Source organism: Pseudoalteromonas sp. Of11M-6 (assembly GCF_022347905.1).
In the GTDB taxonomy this organism is placed as follows: Bacteria; Pseudomonadota; Gammaproteobacteria; order Enterobacterales; family Alteromonadaceae; genus Pseudoalteromonas.
In genome coordinates this window covers 19,444-40,281 of sequence record NZ_JAKRFW010000023.1, presented here as the reverse complement: position 1 = coordinate 40,281, position 20,838 = coordinate 19,444, and the positions used below count along the sequence as shown (strand labels likewise).

Below are 20,838 nucleotides of genomic sequence, written 5' to 3'. Positions count from 1 at the left end.
ACCTATATTGATAATCTAAGGTTTAACTAACCGCTTACCTACTAAAGTTAGCATAACCCCAGCGGAGAGACACAATAAGCCAATAAATTGCAGCCAGGCGTTTTCTACACGCTCACTAAATTTAGGGCCTTGAAAACGATAATGCCTTCTACCATCGGTTACTGATTCGGTATAAGCGCTCCCTTTATAGTCTGAAAAAAATACCGTTTTTTTATCTAAACGTTTCGCCATGGCAAGCTTAACTTGCTCCACAAATTCAATATCGCTATTCCTACTATGAGGGACAAGGAGAAAGCGCCATTTTCTATATAGTTCGACGGGTTCACCAGCTTGCAATACCCCCTGAGATTCATATTCAAACAGTTTTTCACTAAAAAATATCTGTTTGTAGCCACTCCAAAATAACCCAACACCGAGAGACACTAGCAAAATAGCTAATATCGCAAGTTGCTTATATTGCTTTTGTTTTGATTGTTGATGCTGCTTATACCAATACTCTATATCTGGAATTTGGCTTAATTCTTCACGCTTCCCTTGTGTTGAAAGGGTTTGCATACACTCATCTAAGGATAAATTCAGCGCCGTTAGTAACTTTCTAAATACCTCGTTAGAAGGCACGGATTTGTCGTTTTCTAGTTTAGATAAATAGCTTTGCTCAACACACATTTGCTCCGCTAACTGGGGTTGGCTCAAGCCTTTTTGTGTACGGATCTGTTTTATAAAGTGTCCTAGTGTCATCACGGTCATCCTCGTTTATTGTTGTTGCGACCCGGCACATTCTTGGCAATTCCTTGATAAATACCAAGTTGAATATTTAGGAATAAGCATGAATATCATAGCATTACGAAATATTCACGGTTTGAATTGAAGTTTTGATTAAAAAGCGCATAAACAGGCTCACGTCCAGATCAATACAATGCCTTTTGGTGCAGCCGTGCACGAAACTCACTGGGCGTACACGCCTTCAACGCTTGAAAACGACGATTAAAATTAGAAATATTATTAAAACCACATTGATCCGATATCACACTAATGGGAGAGGCAGAGCTAATTAATAGTTTACAGGCCTTGGCAATACGCAGCTGATTGATAAATTCCGTCACAGTACGCTCCGTACGCTTTTTAAAGAAACGGTGAAAGTGATTGGTGCTCATGTGCACTTGTTGTGCAAGCTCATCGGCGCTTAATTTGTCGGTGTAATTATCATAGATATAGGCAATAACCCGGTCGAACTTGTCTTTCGCGGGATCATGGCGGGCGTCAAAGCGAAAGCCGTTACTGGCTAAATGTTGATAGTTCGATGTCGTCATCCGCGTTAACATTTCGAGCAAAAGCACAAAGCGCATTAACGGCTCGGCATCCGCGATTTGCTCAAACCACTTTTTCGCTTGCCGTGCGACTTCCACAGGAAATTTGACGCCTCGGCGCGCTGCATTTAACAATTCAGATAAGCCATGTAATTCAGGATGCTGAGCCACTAAAGATTCCAACCAGTGCGCAGGTATTTGTGCAACATGGACAACGTGAGCGGAGTGATCCGGATTCGGTTTTGACTGCCAAGTATGTGGTAAGTCAGGGCCTAGGATAACCAAATCTAAGTCTTCGTAAGGGGCGATATGATCACCCACGTGACATACACCGACACTGTTGAGCGTCAAACAGATCTCATATTCCGGATGATAGTGCCAATTAAAGGGAATTTCGGGCAATTGATACAGGCAATAACGCCATGAACATCCAGGAGATGGTAGTACTTTCTCGTACATCGCGCGCATAGCAATTTCCTTTTACATTAATAAACTTATTTAAAATCGACATGTTATAAACTTTAAAACAACTACTCGTTACACCTCGTTGCATATCATGCAAATTCAATCACCAACCAATATTAATCTATCGAAATATAGCGACAGCCTGAAGTGCAGTGAAGTATTTTTGTCAAATTACGCTCATTTAAGCGTGAAAAGTATCATTAGTAGATAGAAATATACCGCTTAAAAAACACCCAAGGCGATACCCTAGCTTCTGCCAACAACAAATAGGAACAATGGGCAGAACAATGAAAACAACTAAGTTGAAGCAATTTAAATTGAATAAACTTGCCGCCATCGTGACAGCAAGTACCTTATCACCCCTTTTACTCACCGCTGCACCATCAGCATTAGCCGAAGAACAAAGCGCAACTGAAAAAGTCGAAGTAATTGAAGTAAGAGGCATTCGCCGCTCGCTTGAAGCTTCAATGAACACCAAGCGCTTTGCAGATGGTATTGTTGATGCTATCACCTCGGAAGATATTGGTAAGTTTCCCGACAAAAACATTGGTGATGCGCTACAGCGTATTTCAGGGGTCACGGTCGACCGTAAATATGGTGAAGTAAGTGGTGTTACTATCCGTGGTACCGCGCCCGAGCAATCGCGCATTCTATTAAATGGCCAATCCGTTGCCAGTACCGATTGGTATGATTTAGGTCCATCGACACGTACTTTTAACATGGAGCTGTTATCAGCAGAGCAAGTTTCGGCAGTGAACGTCTACAAAACGCCTGAAGCAAACCTTGAAGAAGGTGCGCTGGGTGGTACAGTGAATCTTGTCACGCGTAAACCACTGGACTTAGATGCACACACTTACATGGTGTCGGCAGAAATGGGCCGCTCTACCTTGTATGATGAAAATGACTTAAGCGGATCGTTTTTAGGTAGTTGGAAGAGTGACGATGAAAAATTTGGTGTGCTCGCAGCATATTCTGTTGAGAACCTGACTTCAGGCCGTCACGTTATTGAGTCCATTGGTGGCTACTATGAATATTTTGCGGCGGATCAAGATACGGGACAAGCATCTACAGTGGGCGCTTGGGCAATCGGCTCACAAGCATTTAGAGCTGAGCGCGAGCGCACCAGCGCGCAACTCACGGCGCAATTTGCGCCAAGCGATAACACCGAGTTTACAGTAGACTACTTTCGCTTTGAGTTTGACAATCCACATGTAAACCATAACTTCCTTACCGTAAGTGCCCGTGGTGCAGGTGCTGTTGATGTACAAAACAACGCAGCGGGCGGTACGCAGCGTGCGCGTATTTTGCCAGCTTACGCGAACATTATATACAACCCTACTGTTCGTAACGCCGTAAATATGGAAGTCGATGTCTTAAACTTCAGTGGTAAATACGTCGGTGATACTTTCGAGGTAAGCGGTGTTATTGGTCGATCTACATCTGATGGAGGTACACAGTTTGGTTCCTCAAGTTGGTGGATCCCAGCAACGGATGAAGGTGACAAAATTGGCGATCCAGCCTTCCCTAATGGTCAAAATAGTACTGATGGTGGCTTTACTTACGATGCCACAGGCCCTTATCAAATTTGGTTTGATTCGTTAGACCCAACCGATGCCTCACAGCTCAAATTTGCTCATGAATCAAACTTCCAAACTACGGTTCAAGAGCATGAAGTAAGTTATGCACAAGCCGATATCAAGTGGATGTTAGAACACGATTACTTCAAGAACATCAAAGCGGGTGTGAAAGTAAACAAAAACGAATTTTCACGTATCGCACTCCAAAGAAACCCAGCGGATGTTGTTGGTTTTGTCCCTGATGGTAATAGCTTAGCTAACTGGAGTGATGGTATTTTTACCAATCTTCATTCGCAAACGGGCGGACATATTCTTAATTCATACGCCAAGCTCGATGAAGATAAGTGGTGGGATTTTATCACTGGCAAGTATGAGGCGGGTGAATTAATCGAGCAGCAAGATTTTGGTAAAACCTACAATGTCGAAGAAGATATGCTCGCTATCTATGTGCAAAGTGACTTCAGCGGTGAAAACTTCCGCGGTAATATCGGCTTACGCTATGTGGATACAGAACAGCAGTCCAGCGGCTATGTTGATAACACGGTTTTCGATGAAACGGTTGACTACGACAACTGGCTACCGAGCATCAACTTCGCTTATGACTACAGCGACGATATTATCATCCGTGCGGCCGCCTCTAGCGTTATGTCTCGAGTTAACTACAACGACTTAAAACCAGGCCTAGCGATCGATGCCAACTTTGGTTCTGCCTCCGGTGGTAACCCGAACCTTAAACCTTATGAAGCAGATCAAGCAGATATTGGCGTTGAATATTACTTTACCGAAGCTTCCTTGCTCTCAGCAGCCGTTTTTGTGAAGAAAATTGACAACGTTGTCTTTTCTACCGAAGCGATTGAATATGTAGACGGATGCGGTACCGACCCTTCTAAGTATGATCAATGCCGAGTCACACGCCCACGTAGTAACGGAGACGGTGACGTAACAGGGATAGAACTGCAGCTTCAACATAGCTTTGATAATGGCTTTGGCTTTATTACTAACTACACCTACGTGGATAGTGAAACCACCACACCAGATAATGCAAAAGAAATGGTGCCGGGAGTATCTGAAAACTCATTTAACGGCTCGCTATTTTTCGAAAACGAGCAGTTCAGTGCACGTATCGCTTATAACTGGCGTAGTGAATGGATTGGCGTCGGTGCAGCACAAGCGGTGCGCAACGATAGCTACCAACAATGGGATGCATCTTTGGTGTGGCATGCAATGGAAAATCTGGATGTCAGCTTAGAGGGTGTAAACCTGACCAATGAGGTTATTCAATCTTACGACACCAACTACAACTTAACGCAGAACACCATTGAATTTGGTACGCGTTATTACCTTGGCGTCAGCTATAAGTTCTAACCTCGGAGCCCCAGTCGCTTGCGGCTGGGGTCATTTGCCTATGAAAACTCATTTGCCTATGAAAACTCATTTGCCTATGAAAACAATACAGTCACTCACCATCCTTGGTGGCGGTACCGCCGGTTGGATGTGCGCAGCCTACCTTGCTAAGCATCAACCCAATTTATCGGTCACGGTGATTGAGTCATCGAGTATTGGCAGAATTGGCGTTGGCGAAGGCTCAACGCCACATTTGCAGCTTTTTATGCAAAGCCTTGGTGTGAAAGAGCGCGATTGGATGCCCGCATGCCAAGCAAGCTATAAAACCGGGATCTATTTTGATAACTGGAATGGCGACAATGGCGGCTATTTCCATCCCTTCTTCTCTGAAATGGATGTAAAAACAGCGGAAGTCTACTTTGTCAACGCCAATGCCAGACGTCGTGGTAGCGAATATATAGATAAACCCGAACATTACTTCTTAGCTGCAGTGCTGGCCGACAAGCAACAAGCACCTCTGCCACAGCGTCCATTACCAAGGGCGCTTGAATACGGCTATCACTTTGATGCGCAAAAACTTGCGGATTGGTTAAGGGCATTTAGCCTAGCGCGAGGCGTAAAGCATATTCAAAGTACGGTGAGTAGCGTACAGCATCATGCCAAAGAAATTATTGCACTGACACTTGAGTCGGGTGAGCAGGTGAAAAGCGATTTTTACGTCGATGCCTCAGGGTTTAACGCCCTGCTGATAGAGAAAACGCTCGAAGTACCCTTTATTTCCTTTGCAGATCAGTTACTCAATGATTCTGCTGTCGCGATTGCCGGCGCTAAAATAAACCCGCTACCTTCAAGCACTTCTGCTATCGCGATGCCGTGCGGCTGGCGCTGGCAGATCCCGCTACAAGGCAGAACCGGATATGGTTACGTGTACAGCAGCGCACATACCACTCCCGAAGAGGCTGAGGCTCAACTGCGTCAAGCCGCGCAACTCGATAAAGGACAAGCCAAACATCTCACCATGAAAGTGGGCATGATGGCGCGCAGTATTGAAGGCAATGTGTTTGCTATTGGCCTCGCGCAGAGCTTTATTGAACCACTCGAAGCCACCGCGCTGATGGTCACAGGTTATAGCATTGAGTTATTGAATAAGCTGCTTTCGCAACAGCTCGAGACACTAGCCATCAATCAACAACTGTCGGATCTGGTGCTCGGTATTAAAGAGTATGTACTGGCACATTACGCCACCAGCAAGCGCGCAGATTCACCGTATTGGCAAGATGCAAAAGTCGCGGCACTGAGCTTAAACGAGCTCGATGAGCTGCTCACACACTGGCGTAGCGGTGGTGATTTTGATGCTTGGCTCAACCAACACAGGATGCACTCTCCCTATATTCGTCCCAGTTGGTATTGCTTACTTGGCGGCATGGATCATCGCGATAGCACCTGCCAAATGCCCTTTGATCAAGCACCACAGCATATCGAACAAGCGGCCAAGGCCTATCTAACGAAGCTTAGTGATGAGCATTTTACTGCCCATACAACAGCACTGGAACAATTACAGCGAGCACAAGCGTTTCGTGCATAACCCAATTGCGGGTGGTGGTGAGATTCCCCTTGATCTTTTTGTTTGTCTGCCCACAAGCGAGATCGCCACGCCATCACCCGCTCTCTAATGAAGGTGGAAATACAACATGAAAAAAAGCTACCTAGTGATTGCCTTAGTATTGGCAACCTTTTTTACGGTGTCCTTTATCACCAATATTTTAGGCGCGATTTTTCCAGCATTAATAGAAAGTTACAGCATAGGTCTAACGCTTGCGGGGTTTTTCCCGTTCGCCTTTTTTATCGCTTACGGTGTGATGTCTATTCCAGCGGGACTGCTAGTTCAGCGTTTTGGAGAAAAAGCCGTTATGCAGCTCGCATTTACCCTTGCTGCAATTGGTGCAACGACCTTTGTGCTAATGCCAACGTTTGCCATTGCCATGGTTGCGTTGTTTATGCTCGGCTGTGCCATGGCATTACTGCAAGTGGCTATCAATCCACTATTACGCGCTAGCGGTGGTTCAGAACACTTTGCCGTGCTTTCGGTGTTTGCACAGTTGATGTTTGGTGCTGCAGCAACACTCGCGCCTCTGGTGTATAGCAAACTACAGTCTCAAGTCACCACCGCAGAGGGATTTGGCGGAGCGCTGTCTGGTGTTATCCCAGCAGATAAAACCTGGCTAAGTATCTATGCGGTATTCGCTATCCTAAGCGTCGTGATGCTATTACTCTCGCAATTTACACCATTTAACGCGGTACCGGAGCAGAAAAAGCAGCAGCTGAGCTGGTCACAAAGCATCGGTTTTTTTAAAGATAGAACCGTATTGAAATTTTTTGCCGCTATCGCCGCTTATGTTGCGCTAGAACAAGGCGTCGCTAACCTTATTTCCGTGTTTTTGCAGCAATATCATGGCCTAGACCCAGCCACCGAAGGCGCAAAAGTGGTGAGCGAATTCTGGTTATGCCTAACCTTAGGCTGTTTACTTGGACTGGCACTACTTAAACTCATTGATGCGCAAAAGCTTTTGATTTTATTCAGCTCCGGCGCCGCTATCGCGCTCCTAAGTGCGTTATTCGGTAGCACTACGGTGGCGCTTATTGCTTTTCCAATTGTGGGATTTTTCCTCTCTATTATGTGGTCGGTCATCTTTGCTCTGGCATTAAATTCATTCAAAACCGGCCATGGCGCAATCACAGGGATTTTATGTACCGGGATCATTGGCGGTGCTTTTATGTCTCCCATCATAGGTTTTGCGGCTGAATTGAGTAACAACTTACAACTTGCTGCCCTGCTGTTACTACTGCCACTTAGCTATATTCTAAGTGTTGGTGTATGGGCTAATCCTTTGATTAAAAATAAAACTTTTGGCAATAGTCAAAAGACGCTGTCTCAACCTCTAAATGAAAATAGTTAAATTACGATGAATCACTCTTTGTTATGTATTGACTTGGGTGGCACCAAAGCGCTTGTGGCTTCGGTTGCCCACACTCAGGTCGAACAGGTACGCCAGTATGCGGTGCCTAGTCAGGCCAACTTAGACCAAGTTAATGCCTTTGTTATTCGTTTAATCGAAGAAAACCTAACGACCGAAACAACTGGTATTTCGATTGGCGTACCAAGCACACTGGATGTGTGCAGCGGCACCGTGCTGACAACACAAAATATTCCTCATTGGCAAAATGTGCCTCTGAAACGGTTGTTAGAACGCCACTTTTCATTGCCCGTTGTTGTCCATAATGACGCAAACTGCTTTGCATTTGGTGAATACTTATATGGTGGCCACCATGCCAACAACCTAATTGGCGTATGCCTTGGCACAGGCATTGGTGCCGGTTTTGTGTTTAACGGTAATTTATATACGGGTAACCATAGTGCTGCAGGAGAGCTAGGAAATTTAAGCTATCTTGATGGAATTATTGAAGATTATGCTTCAGGACAGTTCTTTGGGCGACAAGGAATTGAAGGGAGGTGGTTGGCCGAACAAGCACGCAGTGGCGACCCATTTGCACTACAACAATTTGAAACTTTTGGCAGTCATGTTGGTCATGCACTCGCGCAAATAGTCATGGTGCTGAATCCAGATGTCATTGTACTTGGCGGCTCCGTGACGCATTCATATGACTATTTTAACGCTGCACTTGAAGCCAAGATGCAGCAGTTGCTTGGCAATGCTCTATATCAATCCGTTCGTGTCATTCCAAGCACCTTAAATCACGCGCCACTTTTAGGGGCGTACGGATTGTTTCAACACAATAAAATTAACCATGATAACAAGGAACTAGCCAATGAAGTTTAATCGGCTTATGGCCCTACTTTTTGGGGTGTCGTCACCCCTTTATGCGCTCGACCAAACAGCAGTAAACTGGTTAGGCCAAAATCTTGATGTAAAGTACACCTTGCTTGATAGCAAGCCAAGCACCTGCCCCAAGGCACAGCAAAAGTGCTATTACTCAGAGCTGAGTTTTAGCGTAGCTACAGAAAATACCAAGGCAAATAATGACTTTGCTATCTTTTTTAGCCAACTGATGCCGATTTACCATGTTGAGGGCGATAACTTTGCCATCACCCATATCAATGGTGATATTCACAAAATCACGCCTGCAGCAGGGTTTAGTGGGTTTTCAAGTACTCCCACTACCGTGCGCTTTTATACCAAGGACTCTCAGGTTACACGCTCGGAGTTTATGCCAAATTATGTTGTAACGGACGCGCAGCTTAAGCTCACCCCACAAGTGATCAAAAGCACGCAAACCCAGCGCGATAACGACACAGGACTTGAGCTACAACCTTATCTGACGCCATTTGATACGCTCAACCAGCTGCAAACCAGCAGTAAAGATGACACCCCGTGGATGGGCAGCGAATACTTATATCAACATCAAGTGAAGCCAACACTTGATGTTGCAATTGGGCTGATACCAAAACCTAAACAACTGACAGTGCTGTCCGATAAACGACTCAATCTAGCAGCCGGAATTAATCTGCAACTTTCAGGTATTTCAGCTGATGCTATCGCCATGGCACAACAGCGACTCAATACCCTTGGGGTAAAAAGCACCAAGGACGGGCTTGTAGTTAATGTCGCTGTAAAGCCAAATAAGCAATCAAGTCCACATTATCAACTGACGGTCGCCGAAAATTATATCTCAATCCAAGCCAATAACAGCGCTGCTGCATTTTATGCGCTACAAAGCCTTGCAGGGCTGTTGGATATTAATGATTTAAGTATTCCCATAGTGGGTATTAATGATACACCAAGGTACGACTTTCGTGGTTTACACGTCGATGTTGCCCGCAACTTCCGCTCCAAAGCCTTTATTTTACAAACCATTGAACAGATGGCAGCGTATAAACTAAATAAATTGCACCTCCATTTAGCGGATGATGAAGGTTGGCGCTTAGCCATCGACGGTCTTGACGAACTCACCTCTGTCGGCGCTTATCGCTGCTTTGATTTGACCGAAACTCGCTGCCTATTGCCGCAATTAGGCGCTGGGAATGATAAAAACGCGCAAGTGAATGGCTTTTACTCTGCAGAGGATTATATTGAGATCCTGCGCTATGCCAAGGCGCATCATATCGAGGTGTTACCCTCATTAGATATGCCTGGTCACTCACGCGCTGCAATCATCGCCATGGAGGCGCGATATAAAAAGCTGATGGCACAAGGCAAACCAGAGGATGCGCAGCAATATCGATTAGTAGAAGCTGCTGACAAGACGCGTTACAGCTCCATTCAACATTATAACGACAACACGCTAAATGTCTGTATTGCAAACACTTATACCTTTATCGACAAAGTATTAAGCGAAGTAAAAGTACTGCATGACCGTGCAGGTGTACCACTCAACACTTACCATATAGGTGCAGATGAAACCGCAGGTGCTTGGCTAGAGTCGCCGGCTTGTGAAAAATTGCAGGCAAGCGTGAAAGATTTTACCAACTTTAACGGTTACTTCATTGAACGGATCGCAAAGTTACTAGATAAAAAAGGAATACAGGTTGCAGGGTGGAGCGACGGTTTAGGTGATGTACGTGCTGCAAATATGCCAGCAAACGTACAGAGCAATGCTTGGGCGACATTAAGCGAAAACGGGCACGCGGTCGCGCATCGCTTCGCCAATCAGGGCTGGCAGGTGGTCTTGTCTAGCCCTGATGTAACCTACTTTGACTTTCCATATCAATCTCACCCAGAAGAGCGTGGTAATCACTGGGCAAGCCGTGCTATCGAAAGCAAGAAGATGTTTGAATTTATGCCAGACAACCTTCCTGCACATGCAGAGATCTGGAAAAATACCAATAACCACGCCTACATAGCCAACGACAGCGACTCATCACTAAACAAAGGGGTTAAGTTTGCCGGGCTCCAAGGGCACTTATGGAGTGAAATGCTGCGCAGTGATGCACAAGCCGAATACATGCTTTATCCACGGCTATTGGCCCTTGCAGAGCGTGCATGGCACCATGCCGAGTGGGAATTACCCTACCAAGCCGGTCGTATATACAGCCAGTCTAGCGGATATTTTACTGCAAAGTTACAGGCGCAACGTGAGGCTGATTGGCAACGATTCGTGGCTATTTTGGGCCATCAAGAGCTACCTAAATTAGCACAAGCCGGAATTGAATTTCGCATTCCCGTCGTCGCCGCAAAACAGCTATCTGGAGCAAAGCTCGACGCTTTTACCGCCATTCCGGGTTTTGTTATCGAAGCACAGCTTGAAAACGGCAACTGGGTGCCCTTCAATACCTCACTAAGCAACGTACTTGCACTTAGGGCAGCTCGGTTAGGCTCCGAGCGCAAGGGAAGATCGCTAAGTTTAGACAAAAAGTAGGCCTAACTGGTTTTTAACGCTGAGTACTTTATTAGGTACTTGGCGTTTTCATTGTTGCCAAATATCCCATCATATAATCATTCGAAAGCAAAATGTTGAAAAAGTAAGCAATATGTTTTAGCTTGGCAATTGTGTTTCTTTTTTGTTCGAAAAAATCGAAACAAATTAGTTCGCGTTAATCCACTTTTGTAGCTCAATCTGAGCATCTAGTTTAGAAGGAATACTGAAATGAAATTATCGTTAAACAAAAAGAAAATCAAAGCCCTATCTGCTGACAAACAAACAGTACCTGCAGTAATGACTCCACAAGTTGCAGGCGGCGCGCTTCGCTTCAGCCAAGACAGGCTAACGCATTGTGTTGCCAATACGTGTGGTCGCCACACTTGCCCTGATATTTACTAATCAAGAGTAAATATCACAGTTCAGTGCCTCATTGGAGGCACTTTAAGGCTTACTTAAATTTAACCTCTTTCTCACTTTTCGTGTAAACACGCGACTCAGGTTGAGTCCACTCGCCGTTTTTCAAATATTGTGTCGACACCGTAAATTGACCACTCTCAAATTTACTGGTTGATTTCACCTTTGTAATGCCATCTTTGTTATTAATGACATCTTCGTATGCCACAAACTCGGTCTGGCTCAGGACTTCCATCGTTCCTTGGGTGTAAAACCCTGCCGTCGTAAAATAGTAAAACACTAGACTGTTTTTACTTTTATCCCAGAAAATTAATGACTCTCCGCCGTACATGCCATCGTTGATTGAATGTAAGGTACGAACAGCCGTGCCATTTAAAGCCCGCTCCCAGTGACTCACATCCTGCATCTTTGGCTTATCTGTAGCTACATCAAAGTCCGATTGCCAAGTACCGAGATAAGGTGTAAACACCGAGAGTTCTTCATTTAATTTTTCATTAGCCCAAGATAGCGTGCTGAATACCACCAATATGGCGAGCCCGAATTTTTTCATCATTTTTATTTCCGTTGATTGTGTCTCAATCAGTATAAATCTTCATGCACAAGTTGCGTACTTAAGGTGAACCAGTCATCCCACCATTGGTAAAAAAACATTGCAAATACACAATTAATACACATTTTAAAACAACAATTACACAACAAATTAATATCATAACTGCAATAGGGAAAGCGGGGAACCTTACCCTGTCTAGAGTAGTTGTTGCAGCACCAACACCAACAAGGAACAACAAACATGCTTGATTATCTTATTATTGGCGCAGGCCCTGCGGGGGTCCAAACTGCTTATCATCTAAAACAAAATGGCTTGTCCTACCTTATGTTGGAGTCAGGTCAGCGCGCAGGATGTTTTTTCGAAACATTCCCAATTCACCGAAAACTGATTTCAATTAATAAAGTATATACTGGTTCGACAAACCCTGAGTTCAACTTACGACACGACTGGAACTCAATTTTAACTGATGACTACAGCCTAAACTTTTCAAGCTTTGACCAAAACTTTTTCCCAAGTGCAGATAATTTAGTCAAATATCTCAATCATTATGTCGACCAAAATCAGCTAAATGTTGCTTATAACCAGCATGTTAAGTCCATCGAAAAAATTGCTGGGCACTTTGTAGTAACTACAACAAGTAATGATCAATATGAAGCGTCTCGCGTTATCGTTAGTACAGGCGTCCCTAAACCTTATATTCCAAAGATCGAGGGAATTGAGTTAGTGACGCAATACTCTGACTTAAATATTGATTTGGCCCCGTTTGCAAACAAGCGCGTACTTATTCTCGGTAAAGGAAACTCCGCTTTCGAAACGGCTGATCACCTTATTCCTGCTACAAGTCTAATCCATGTTTGTAGTCCAAATCCTTTAGATATGGCATGGAAGACGCACTATGTTGGCGACCTACGTGCCGTAAACAATAATATTTTAGATACTTATCAGCTTAAATCTCAAAATGCTATCTTAGACGCCGACATTAAGTTAATTGAGAAACGAGACGACCGCTTTATCGTGCACTTTAGTTATGCCCACGCAAATGGAGAGCAAGAAACCATAGAGTATGACGAGATCATTTGTTGTACAGGGTTTGCCATGGATAGCAGCGTTTTTGCCGATAGCGCAAAACCCGATTTAATGATTGAGGGCCGCTTCCCGTCTCTAGATTGCAGCTTTGAATCCATTAATGTGAAAGGTCTTTACTTTGCAGGCACACTCACTCAATCCACCAAATATCGTAAGTCAACTTCAGGCTTTATTCATGGTTTTAGATACAATAGCCGCGCTTTAGTCGAGATGTTAAAGCAAAAACATCACGATACCGCGCTTGCATGCGATCAACACCTTGGCACACCAGAAGCAATTAGCAGCGCAATCCTCAGCCGTATCAATGAGACTAGCGCGCTATGGCAGCAACATGGCTTTATGGTGGATGCCGTCACAGTATCTGAGACCGGTATGGCGCAGTATTACAAGCACCTACCGAGCCCATACCTCCATGCTCACCTAGGTGATCACTATCATTTGCAGATAGCATTAGACTTTGGTGCGCCAATTGAAGGTGACCCGTTCAACCAGGTTCGGGTGCATAAAGACAACGCGACTGACGCGGAATTAAGTAAATTCTTACACCCCATCATTGAACTTTGCTATCAAGGTGAGGTGATAGAAACTCATCATATTATTGAGGACTTAGAAGCGGATTGGACTGACATAGAAGCGCACGTTAAACCACTTCAACAATTCATTGAGCGAGTACTGCCACAGCTTGCTGGTGAAAAAATGCAAAATAAAGCATCAGCATAGCTCATAAATGAAAAAGGTTGGCAATCAAGCCAACCTTTTCATACTCTACAAGGCTTTAGATTCAGAAAAGTATTTTCGTCTCAACATATCATGAATAACAAATTCTTGCTCTCGACCATAGGCTTTAAACATACGGTTGTTATGCATGTGTAAAAGAGAGCCCAGCAATGATTGTGTACTCAGGTTAAGCGAACCTGACTTTTCTAACGTCAGAATTTCCTTCACCACTGGCTCAGCCTGCATTTGCCAACCTTCTAACAGTGCAAGTATAGCTTGCTGAGCCTCATCACATTGCGCTAGGTTCGAAATATTAAGCTTCGCAAAGTCATCATCGAGCTGTGTTTGATGGTCGCGATAACGATTGCCGAGCTGCTTTCTCAGCGCACTACTCTCATTAAATTCTTTACCAAACCCTGCGCGCAATGAAGAGATTAGCGATAGCTTTTGTTCAGCATCATAGCTAAATAACGTTAGCAATCGATTAGTAAAAGCTAACGCGACGCGCCAACGGACATCTTCACCAAACTCTGCGACAAGCTGGCAACTTTTTGCAATAAGCTCACTGTCAAACATAAATAAGCTTTCAATCAAAGCCATAGACTGCGGACCGCCGTAACGCTCAACCTCTCGCTCATAAGTCATTAATTCAACTTTATGTAGCTGAGAGCTCTCTATCATAGGTGACAACAGCTGATTAAGTTTCGGCAATAGCTCTCCACAAAGTACTTCTGGCTTGCCTTGGAAGCGTAAGCGTAGATGCCAGTCAGGATCGCCATAGCGAATAAAGAACCACTTATCGAATAATGCGCTATTTTCCTCAATAAGCGGCAATAACTGCTCATAAAGCAGCTGCTCAACAATAGTATTACCTGAATATATTTTTAAGCTAAGCCACTCGGAACCAGCACTAAAACGCCGAGAGATTGGTGTAGCCGTAATATTTTCTAACGGCTTTTCAATGTAGTGCGTGTGAGAAGCTGCACTCTCATTAAGTAAAGGAACAATGATTTCATTAGTATAATGACGACCCTGTGTATCTGTTACTCGTGGTGCAAATTGAGATGCCAACACTTCACTGAGCTCAACCGTATGACGGCCTTTGGTTTCCATCAACAAAACTTCTACCATCGCACTTTGGCTCAAACTCAAAGTTAGCACATTATCACCTGCAGCAAAGCTCACCCAATCGTCTAACAAATACTTATCTTTGAGTTGTTGAAGCTTATTTTCTTCGATGCTCTGATTAACCAGCAACGCCTCAAGCTCTTTGCGCTCAATACGCCATGTTTTCTCATGCAGAATCAGGTTATCTAACATGATACGTGGGACATAGGTTGCGTTTCTTAGGCTCGAGGGCAGTGAAAACTTGGGCGTTTCACTTTCTTGATGTTGCAACATACAAAGGAATTTATAAGCACTCAAGCTTCTGGCAGAGAAGTTATGCGCACTGGATAAGCGAGGAATAATGCGCTTATCTAACCGCTTACTCCAGAGTTTAACCTGCTGGCTTTCGACCCAAACGTATAAATCACTTAGCGGGATCTGGTATTCAGGGTCAAGTGAACTGTCCGCCATGAAGACGATTTCGTATTGTCGTAAATGTGGCCTCGCAATTACGTTACCGGGCCTTCCTTCGGGCATATGTACAATTTCAGCGAAGATAACGTCTTCACTGTGACTATGTTCTTGCTCTAAATGATGAATAACCGATTCTTTTAATGTTTCATCAAGGTGACAGAAGCGACCCAAAAGATTGGCCGCAGACGGCCCGTAACAACCGTTGAACTTAAATACGGGATTAGACTTTTCGTCCTCAAATAAACTCAACATTACAGCCATTGAACGTGGCAAGTTAAGTTCTACTTTATCCTTAACTCTTTGTTTCAACTCACTACTGGTAAGAGCCACACAGCTTGTACCTAAATTGCTTGGCAATGTAACTGCCTGCTCAATAATGTGATCCAGTTCAGTATATTCAGGGGAACTAGATTGACCGCGATTCGCTCGACCCAACTGCAAACCACCCACAAGAGGGGCATCATAACCAGTTTCTGTTGAGACACTGATACCCGATTCATCATCCAATACCATGTCCAAAGGCACAAATTGTCCTTCAAATCGCGCGTTAAACTTAGAAATAAAATTTTCAAGTGGATTCTGCTTAGTGCTGCGATTCAAACTCGCAATCAATTGCAGCTGCTTGTTCACTCTCGCAACTTCTTGTCGTGACATTTCGCAATGCAAAAACGCGCGATAAGTATCCGATTGAAACAGTTTGTTTTCTTGAACTTTTACTGGTAATTCAGAGAGGTAATTAAAAATGGTTTGATATTCTTCAGGCGTTGCATGTCCCTTTTCATCCATAATAGCAAGGTCATTAACTGCTTGCTCCACCTTAGTATAAATCTCTGCTGGCGCGATGGTTTTCAGTGCTTTAATTAGCGCGATGTCGGGGCTATCACCGGTAAGAGGTAGCGGAATATCAGGAATTAACACCCCTTCGCTAATGAGCTCTTCTAGATAGGCGCTAACTTCATCATATTCAGCTTCGTTATAGCGGTGACAAAATTGCTCAATTAGCTGAGAAAAGCTGAGCTTTTGCTTCGCAAGCTCCAACATAGTGATGAAGTATTCATCACTATCGACTGCACTTAGGCGATATTGCATCGAGTCATCAGAAAGGTAAGTTTCTATATAACGACACTGATCTGCTATGAAGTAATGGGAAGGATTTGGTAAATAGGACAAACTATCCGATTTTGCTTCCGTTTCGGCTAAATGAGAGCGAACGGCTGACAATAGAAACATATCTAAACGAGTTTTGCGGGAATCATGCTCTGCGTTATCACTCACAAGTCGAGTTTCTGAGCCAATTTTACCCGTGTGGATCCCCGAAAAAAGACCAAAAGGTGTAGGACGAGATGACATCCGAATTAAATATCTCAGCAGTGCTAAAGCAACTTTTTTACCTTGTTTAGAGTTTGGCTTTTCGCGCCACTGTTCCAAGCGTTCGAGCAACGAAGGACTTGCAACATAAAGGGCTTCCACCACACCAGGTGTGGCGAGCCAGGCACTCAGCATAGCATTAGTATCTTGTTGATTGAACAAGGTTTCAATCGGCAGCTTTGGTGTCCTTAATACAAAAAAGGAATCTGTTGATATTTTAGCTGACATAGTCACTCCTTAACTCATTAGCAAACAATCAACCCAATCTAGGTTGTCATCTAACACGCCAATTAAAGCAAGGCCGATACCAGAATAACCCATTAAAAAGCTATGGTCTTCCTGATGTGCCTTTTCCAGACCGTTATATGAATATAAGGCCTCTAATCCACGCTCTTGGTACTGATTTAAACCGTAGTCAAGCCAAGTTAAAGCGGCGCCCTGTAACTTAGGATGAGGCATGATTTGGTTGAGCAGTTGATAAATGGTGACTAACCCAAAAAATCCATGACAAAGTCCAGCATCGTTAATATGGCCTTGTGTTGCATCTCTATCGACGTTAAACAAAGCAATTTCCAATGCCTGCTCAACATACCTTGGCTTATCAAGCGCATGCCCAGCTCTTGCAAGTGTCAACGCAATAGTTAAGTCACCATAGCACCAACCTAACCGAGAATGGTGCTCGTCGCCTGCACATGAGCCAAAGCACGCCTTCTTATCCTCTGCATGACTTTGTTGTTCAAGCAGCCAATCACAACCTGCGATAACTAGCTTCTGCGCGCGCAATTTTACCTTTTGATCCTGAAGCGCGGGAAGAAGTGCGGCAATAATGCCAGGTACGCCATGCGCTAGTCCCAAATTAAACTCATGACTTTCCGTATCTTCTTTATCGAAACGATATACGGATTGTTTTGGCTGAGACCAAGCGATCTGCTGATCACTCAACTCTACAGCAACCGATTCATAACCCGTCACTAACCGATCAAATAATGTGCTTTGTTTAGTTCTCTTTGCGCGACGTGAGATATAGGGTGAATAACCAGCTAGGCCGAGCACCATTTCAATTTCTCCCGTCCAAGGAGTAAAATCAAGTGCCGTTGCAAAGAAGTGATCTATCTCCTCCAGCAGCTCAGGGTCATAATCTTCGTCGTCATACTGGTTAAAATATTCAAGCACCCACGCCTGCCCAGCTAACCCTGAACTCAGTTCCGGGGTTTGTTCCGCCAATTCGTTTTGGAGCTTATCTAGCGCCAGATGAAATTTTTCCTCATCGACCCAAGCATCATTAAAGTTCGCCGCTCGAAATAAAAACAATAAGTGCCCAGCAAGACCACTGAGCAAACCATTACGGTCTAGCATTTCTAGGTCTGACTCTACCTGCTTAGCCAGCTTTTCTACCATAGCCAGGATGAGTTCTTTTTTTTCTATATCTAATGGCATTAGCATACTTATCCTTGTTCAAATTCTGTTTTTAATTTTGTCTTCACTACAGGTAAGTTAACCTTTTGTTCAGTCAAACTCAAACTTTGACACACAAGAAATACAGATAAACACAAAACAAACAAAGAATTGACATTCACCCTAACTAGAACTAGTTTTTTTGTACGCCCTTTGAGTTTGGGGGGTTAAAAGGATTGAAATAAAGGATTGTTATTAACCGCAAAAGTAAGGAACAACAAATGAAATTAGCACTAAACAAAAAGTGTATAAAAGCGCTTTCCAACGACAGCAAATCTATTCCAGCGAATATGACACCTCAGATTGCTGGTGGTAAATCTCCTGCAACAGCCTTATTCACTGATCGCTACGGTGACTGTTGGACAGGTCGTAACCGCTCTTGCCGTGAGCACACCTGTCAGATCCCATAAAGATACATATCAAGCGAGCTCTATGCTCGCTTTATTTATTCTGAATCAGATGTTGACGTTTGCTCCTCACCCTCACTATGCATCGGCTTCTTAAGCTTGATTTCTCTGTCAGCCGAGGCGATAGTTTCTTTACGGTGCGCAATGATCACACGGGTAATTTTCAACCGCGATACCGCTTCATTGATATCTTCTTCCAGCCCCGTATCAAGGTGGCTTGTTGCTTCATCCATAAACAGAATCTTAGGGTCTTTATACAGAGCACGCGCCAAGATGATCCGCTGCTTTTGACCACCGGATAAGCTCGACCCCATATCACCAATCAGGCTGTCATAGCCCATTGGCATATCGCTAATATCATCATGGATAGCTGCTAATTGAGCACAATGCACCACTTTTTCCATATTGATTGGTGAATCAAAAAAGGCAATATTATCAGCCACAGTACCGGATAGGAGTTCATCGTCTTGCATCACCGCAGCTATCTGCTGACGATACTGTCTTGCACCAACTTGGCTAAGAGATATGCCATCCACCAAAACTTCACCACTGGATGGTTTATTTAGCCCCAGCATTAACTTAAGTAACGTCGACTTACCACAACCGGAAGGCCCTGTGATTGCTACTGACTCACCCGCATTGATTGTTAAGTTTAGTTTTTCAATAACATTTGGTGTTGCATCAGAATACGCAAAGGAAACATTCTTCACCTCTATTTTGCCTTCAATATTCAGTTTACGATATTGATCAGGTTGCAACTCTTCTTTGTCTGTTAAAGCAATATCGGCAATGCGGTCAAAATGTAGTCCCAGCATTTTAAACTCTATGAGTTTCTCGATTAGGTTAGCGGTTTTATCCATAAATTGACGCTTGTAAGACATAAAAGCAAACAGCATCCCAGTGCTAAATCCACCAGCAATAACGAGATGTGCAGCTAAATAAACGACGATGATATTCTCGACACCAAACAGTGCTCGGTTAATCGCGTCATAACCAATTTTAAAATTGCCCAAGCGGATATTGTGGTTAATCGCACTAGCGTAGCGATTTTGCCACTGCCCTTCTCGCTTAACCTCTGAACCAAACAATTTAATCGTCTGAATTCCGCGTACCGTTTCCATAAAGTTGGAGTTTTCTTCAGCGCGCGCCATAATTTCCTGCTCACTGATATTGCGAAATGGTTTATACATAGCAATTCGGATAATCGCGTAAGCAATAACGGCGATAACTACGACGGCAGATAGCATGGGGCTATAGAAGAAGATCATCGCTAGAGTGATTATCGCCATTAAACCGTCAATGATGGCTTCGATTACTCCTGTTGTAAGTAGCTGCTTTACTTGCTGAAGAGAGCCAAACCGTGAAACAACATCCCCCATATGGCGCTTTTCAAAATAGGTAATGGGTAGGCGTACTAAATGGTGAAAGAGATTAGCTCCCAACTGAATATTCATTTGATTGCCAAAATGCAGTAACGTAAAGCCCCGCAGTGCATTGGTAGCTATCTCAAACAATAGTACTAAAAAGAATCCAACCGCAAGCACAGTAAGTAATGAGGTATCCCCGGTTAGTATGACATCGTCTATCACCAATTGGATATAATATGGTGCAGCAAGCGTAAACACTTGCAGCAAAATAGAAAGCATAAAAATAAGCAGTAACGAACGTTTTAAGCCAGTGATACGGCTCCAGAAGTCAGCAAATCTAAGACTCGCTTTTTGCTCTTTCTTTTCGAACTCCTTTGTTGGAGTCAGCTCCAGTGCCACTCCTGTAAAGTGTTTAGAAGCTTCTTCCATCGTATAGGTTTTTTCACCACTGGCTGGATCATGGATCACAATACGTTTTTCGTTGGCCTTTTTCAGTACCACAAAGTGATTCATGTTCCAATGTAAAATAGCCGGAGCTTGCAGTGCATCAAGATCTTCAAGTTCAATCCGAAGTGGTCTTGAGGTTAAATGAAGTTTTTCAGCAAAGTGCATAATATCGAGCAGCGTACAACCCTCGATTGAAATACTAAAGCGCTGTCTCAGACGCGTTAAGTCAGTATGGTAACCGTGATATCCAGCAACCATAGCAAGGCTCGCAAGACCACACTCAGCAGCCTCCGATTGAATGATCACAGGTAAAGATTTCCGTGACCAAAACTCTAACTTGCTGGCCGCGCCTTCGTGTTCCATTTCCATATCAAC

Annotated in this window: 14 protein-coding genes; 8 read left to right on the top strand and 6 right to left on the bottom strand. The window is 44.0% G+C overall.

Annotated features, from left to right (window positions below; genetic code table 11):
- Positions 1 to 15: 15 nt before the first annotated feature.
- Both MHN32_RS12770 and MHN32_RS12765 read right to left on the bottom strand, forming a co-directional pair.
- Entirely contained in the window at positions 16 to 738 is a 723-nt protein-coding gene (locus MHN32_RS12770; protein WP_010606983.1) for a helix-turn-helix domain-containing protein, read from the bottom strand.
- A 170-nt stretch (positions 739 to 908) separates the two neighbouring features.
- Positions 909 to 1,775, bottom strand: coding sequence for an AraC family transcriptional regulator (locus MHN32_RS12765; RefSeq protein WP_010606984.1), 867 nt, complete (start codon positions 1,773 to 1,775; stop codon positions 909 to 911).
- Between the two features lie 284 nt (positions 1,776 to 2,059).
- On the opposite strand from MHN32_RS12765, the gene MHN32_RS12760 reads away from it, so the two are divergent.
- The 6 genes from MHN32_RS12760 (at position 2,060) to MHN32_RS12735 (ending at position 11,470) form a co-directional block, all read left to right on the top strand.
- Positions 2,060 to 4,714 carry a TonB-dependent receptor gene (locus MHN32_RS12760; RefSeq protein ID WP_174170165.1) on the top strand — a complete coding sequence of 885 codons (2,655 nt, stop codon included), beginning with the start codon at positions 2,060 to 2,062 and terminating at the stop codon, positions 4,712 to 4,714.
- A 76-nt stretch (positions 4,715 to 4,790) separates the two neighbouring features.
- The gene (locus tag MHN32_RS12755) at positions 4,791 to 6,278 is read left to right on the top strand and encodes a tryptophan halogenase family protein (protein WP_239421884.1); all 1,488 of its coding nucleotides are present in this window, start codon (positions 4,791 to 4,793) and stop codon (positions 6,276 to 6,278) included.
- Between the two features lie 106 nt (positions 6,279 to 6,384).
- On the top strand, positions 6,385 to 7,650 hold the full coding sequence (locus tag MHN32_RS12750) for an MFS transporter (RefSeq protein WP_239421882.1): 1,266 nt from the start codon (positions 6,385 to 6,387) through the stop codon (positions 7,648 to 7,650).
- 6 nt (positions 7,651 to 7,656) lie between these two features.
- Entirely contained in the window at positions 7,657 to 8,532 is an 876-nt protein-coding gene (locus MHN32_RS12745; RefSeq protein ID WP_239421880.1) for an ROK family protein, read from the top strand.
- Positions 8,522 to 11,068 carry a family 20 glycosylhydrolase gene (locus tag MHN32_RS12740; RefSeq protein WP_239421878.1) on the top strand — a complete coding sequence of 849 codons (2,547 nt, stop codon included), beginning with the start codon at positions 8,522 to 8,524 and terminating at the stop codon, positions 11,066 to 11,068. The genes MHN32_RS12745 and MHN32_RS12740 overlap by 11 nt, the downstream gene beginning before the upstream one ends.
- 228 nt (positions 11,069 to 11,296) lie before the next feature.
- Complete coding sequence (locus MHN32_RS12735) at positions 11,297 to 11,470, top strand: hypothetical protein (RefSeq protein WP_017218574.1); 174 nt, start codon at positions 11,297 to 11,299, stop codon at positions 11,468 to 11,470.
- A 49-nt stretch (positions 11,471 to 11,519) separates the two neighbouring features.
- Here the strand turns inward: MHN32_RS12735 and MHN32_RS12730 are convergent, their stop codons facing one another.
- A complete protein-coding gene (locus MHN32_RS12730) occupies positions 11,520 to 12,038 on the bottom strand; it encodes a hypothetical protein (protein ID WP_206473555.1) in 519 nt (172 codons plus the stop codon).
- A gap of 237 nt (positions 12,039 to 12,275) precedes the next feature.
- Between MHN32_RS12730 and MHN32_RS12725 the strand changes: the two genes are divergently transcribed.
- Entirely contained in the window at positions 12,276 to 13,841 is a 1,566-nt protein-coding gene (locus MHN32_RS12725; protein WP_239421876.1) for an NAD(P)-binding domain-containing protein, read from the top strand.
- A gap of 45 nt (positions 13,842 to 13,886) precedes the next feature.
- On the opposite strand, the gene MHN32_RS12720 is transcribed toward MHN32_RS12725, so the two are convergent.
- Together MHN32_RS12720 and MHN32_RS12715 are read right to left on the bottom strand one after the other, a co-directional pair.
- Complete coding sequence (locus MHN32_RS12720) at positions 13,887 to 17,015, bottom strand: lantibiotic dehydratase (RefSeq protein ID WP_235368524.1); 3,129 nt, start codon at positions 17,013 to 17,015, stop codon at positions 13,887 to 13,889.
- Positions 17,016 to 17,024: 9 nt separating this feature from the next.
- A complete protein-coding gene (locus tag MHN32_RS12715; protein ID WP_029215890.1) occupies positions 17,025 to 18,230 on the bottom strand; it encodes a lanthionine synthetase C family protein in 1,206 nt (401 codons plus the stop codon).
- A gap of 233 nt (positions 18,231 to 18,463) precedes the next feature.
- Between MHN32_RS12715 and MHN32_RS12710 the strand changes: the two genes are divergently transcribed.
- Entirely contained in the window at positions 18,464 to 18,652 is a 189-nt protein-coding gene (locus tag MHN32_RS12710; RefSeq protein WP_239421874.1) for a hypothetical protein, read from the top strand.
- Positions 18,653 to 18,687: 35 nt separating this feature from the next.
- On the opposite strand, the gene MHN32_RS12705 is transcribed toward MHN32_RS12710, so the two are convergent.
- Positions 18,688 to 20,832, bottom strand: a complete 2,145-nt coding sequence (locus MHN32_RS12705; protein WP_239421872.1) for a peptidase domain-containing ABC transporter — start codon at positions 20,830 to 20,832, stop codon at positions 18,688 to 18,690.
- Positions 20,833 to 20,838 lie beyond the last annotated feature (6 nt).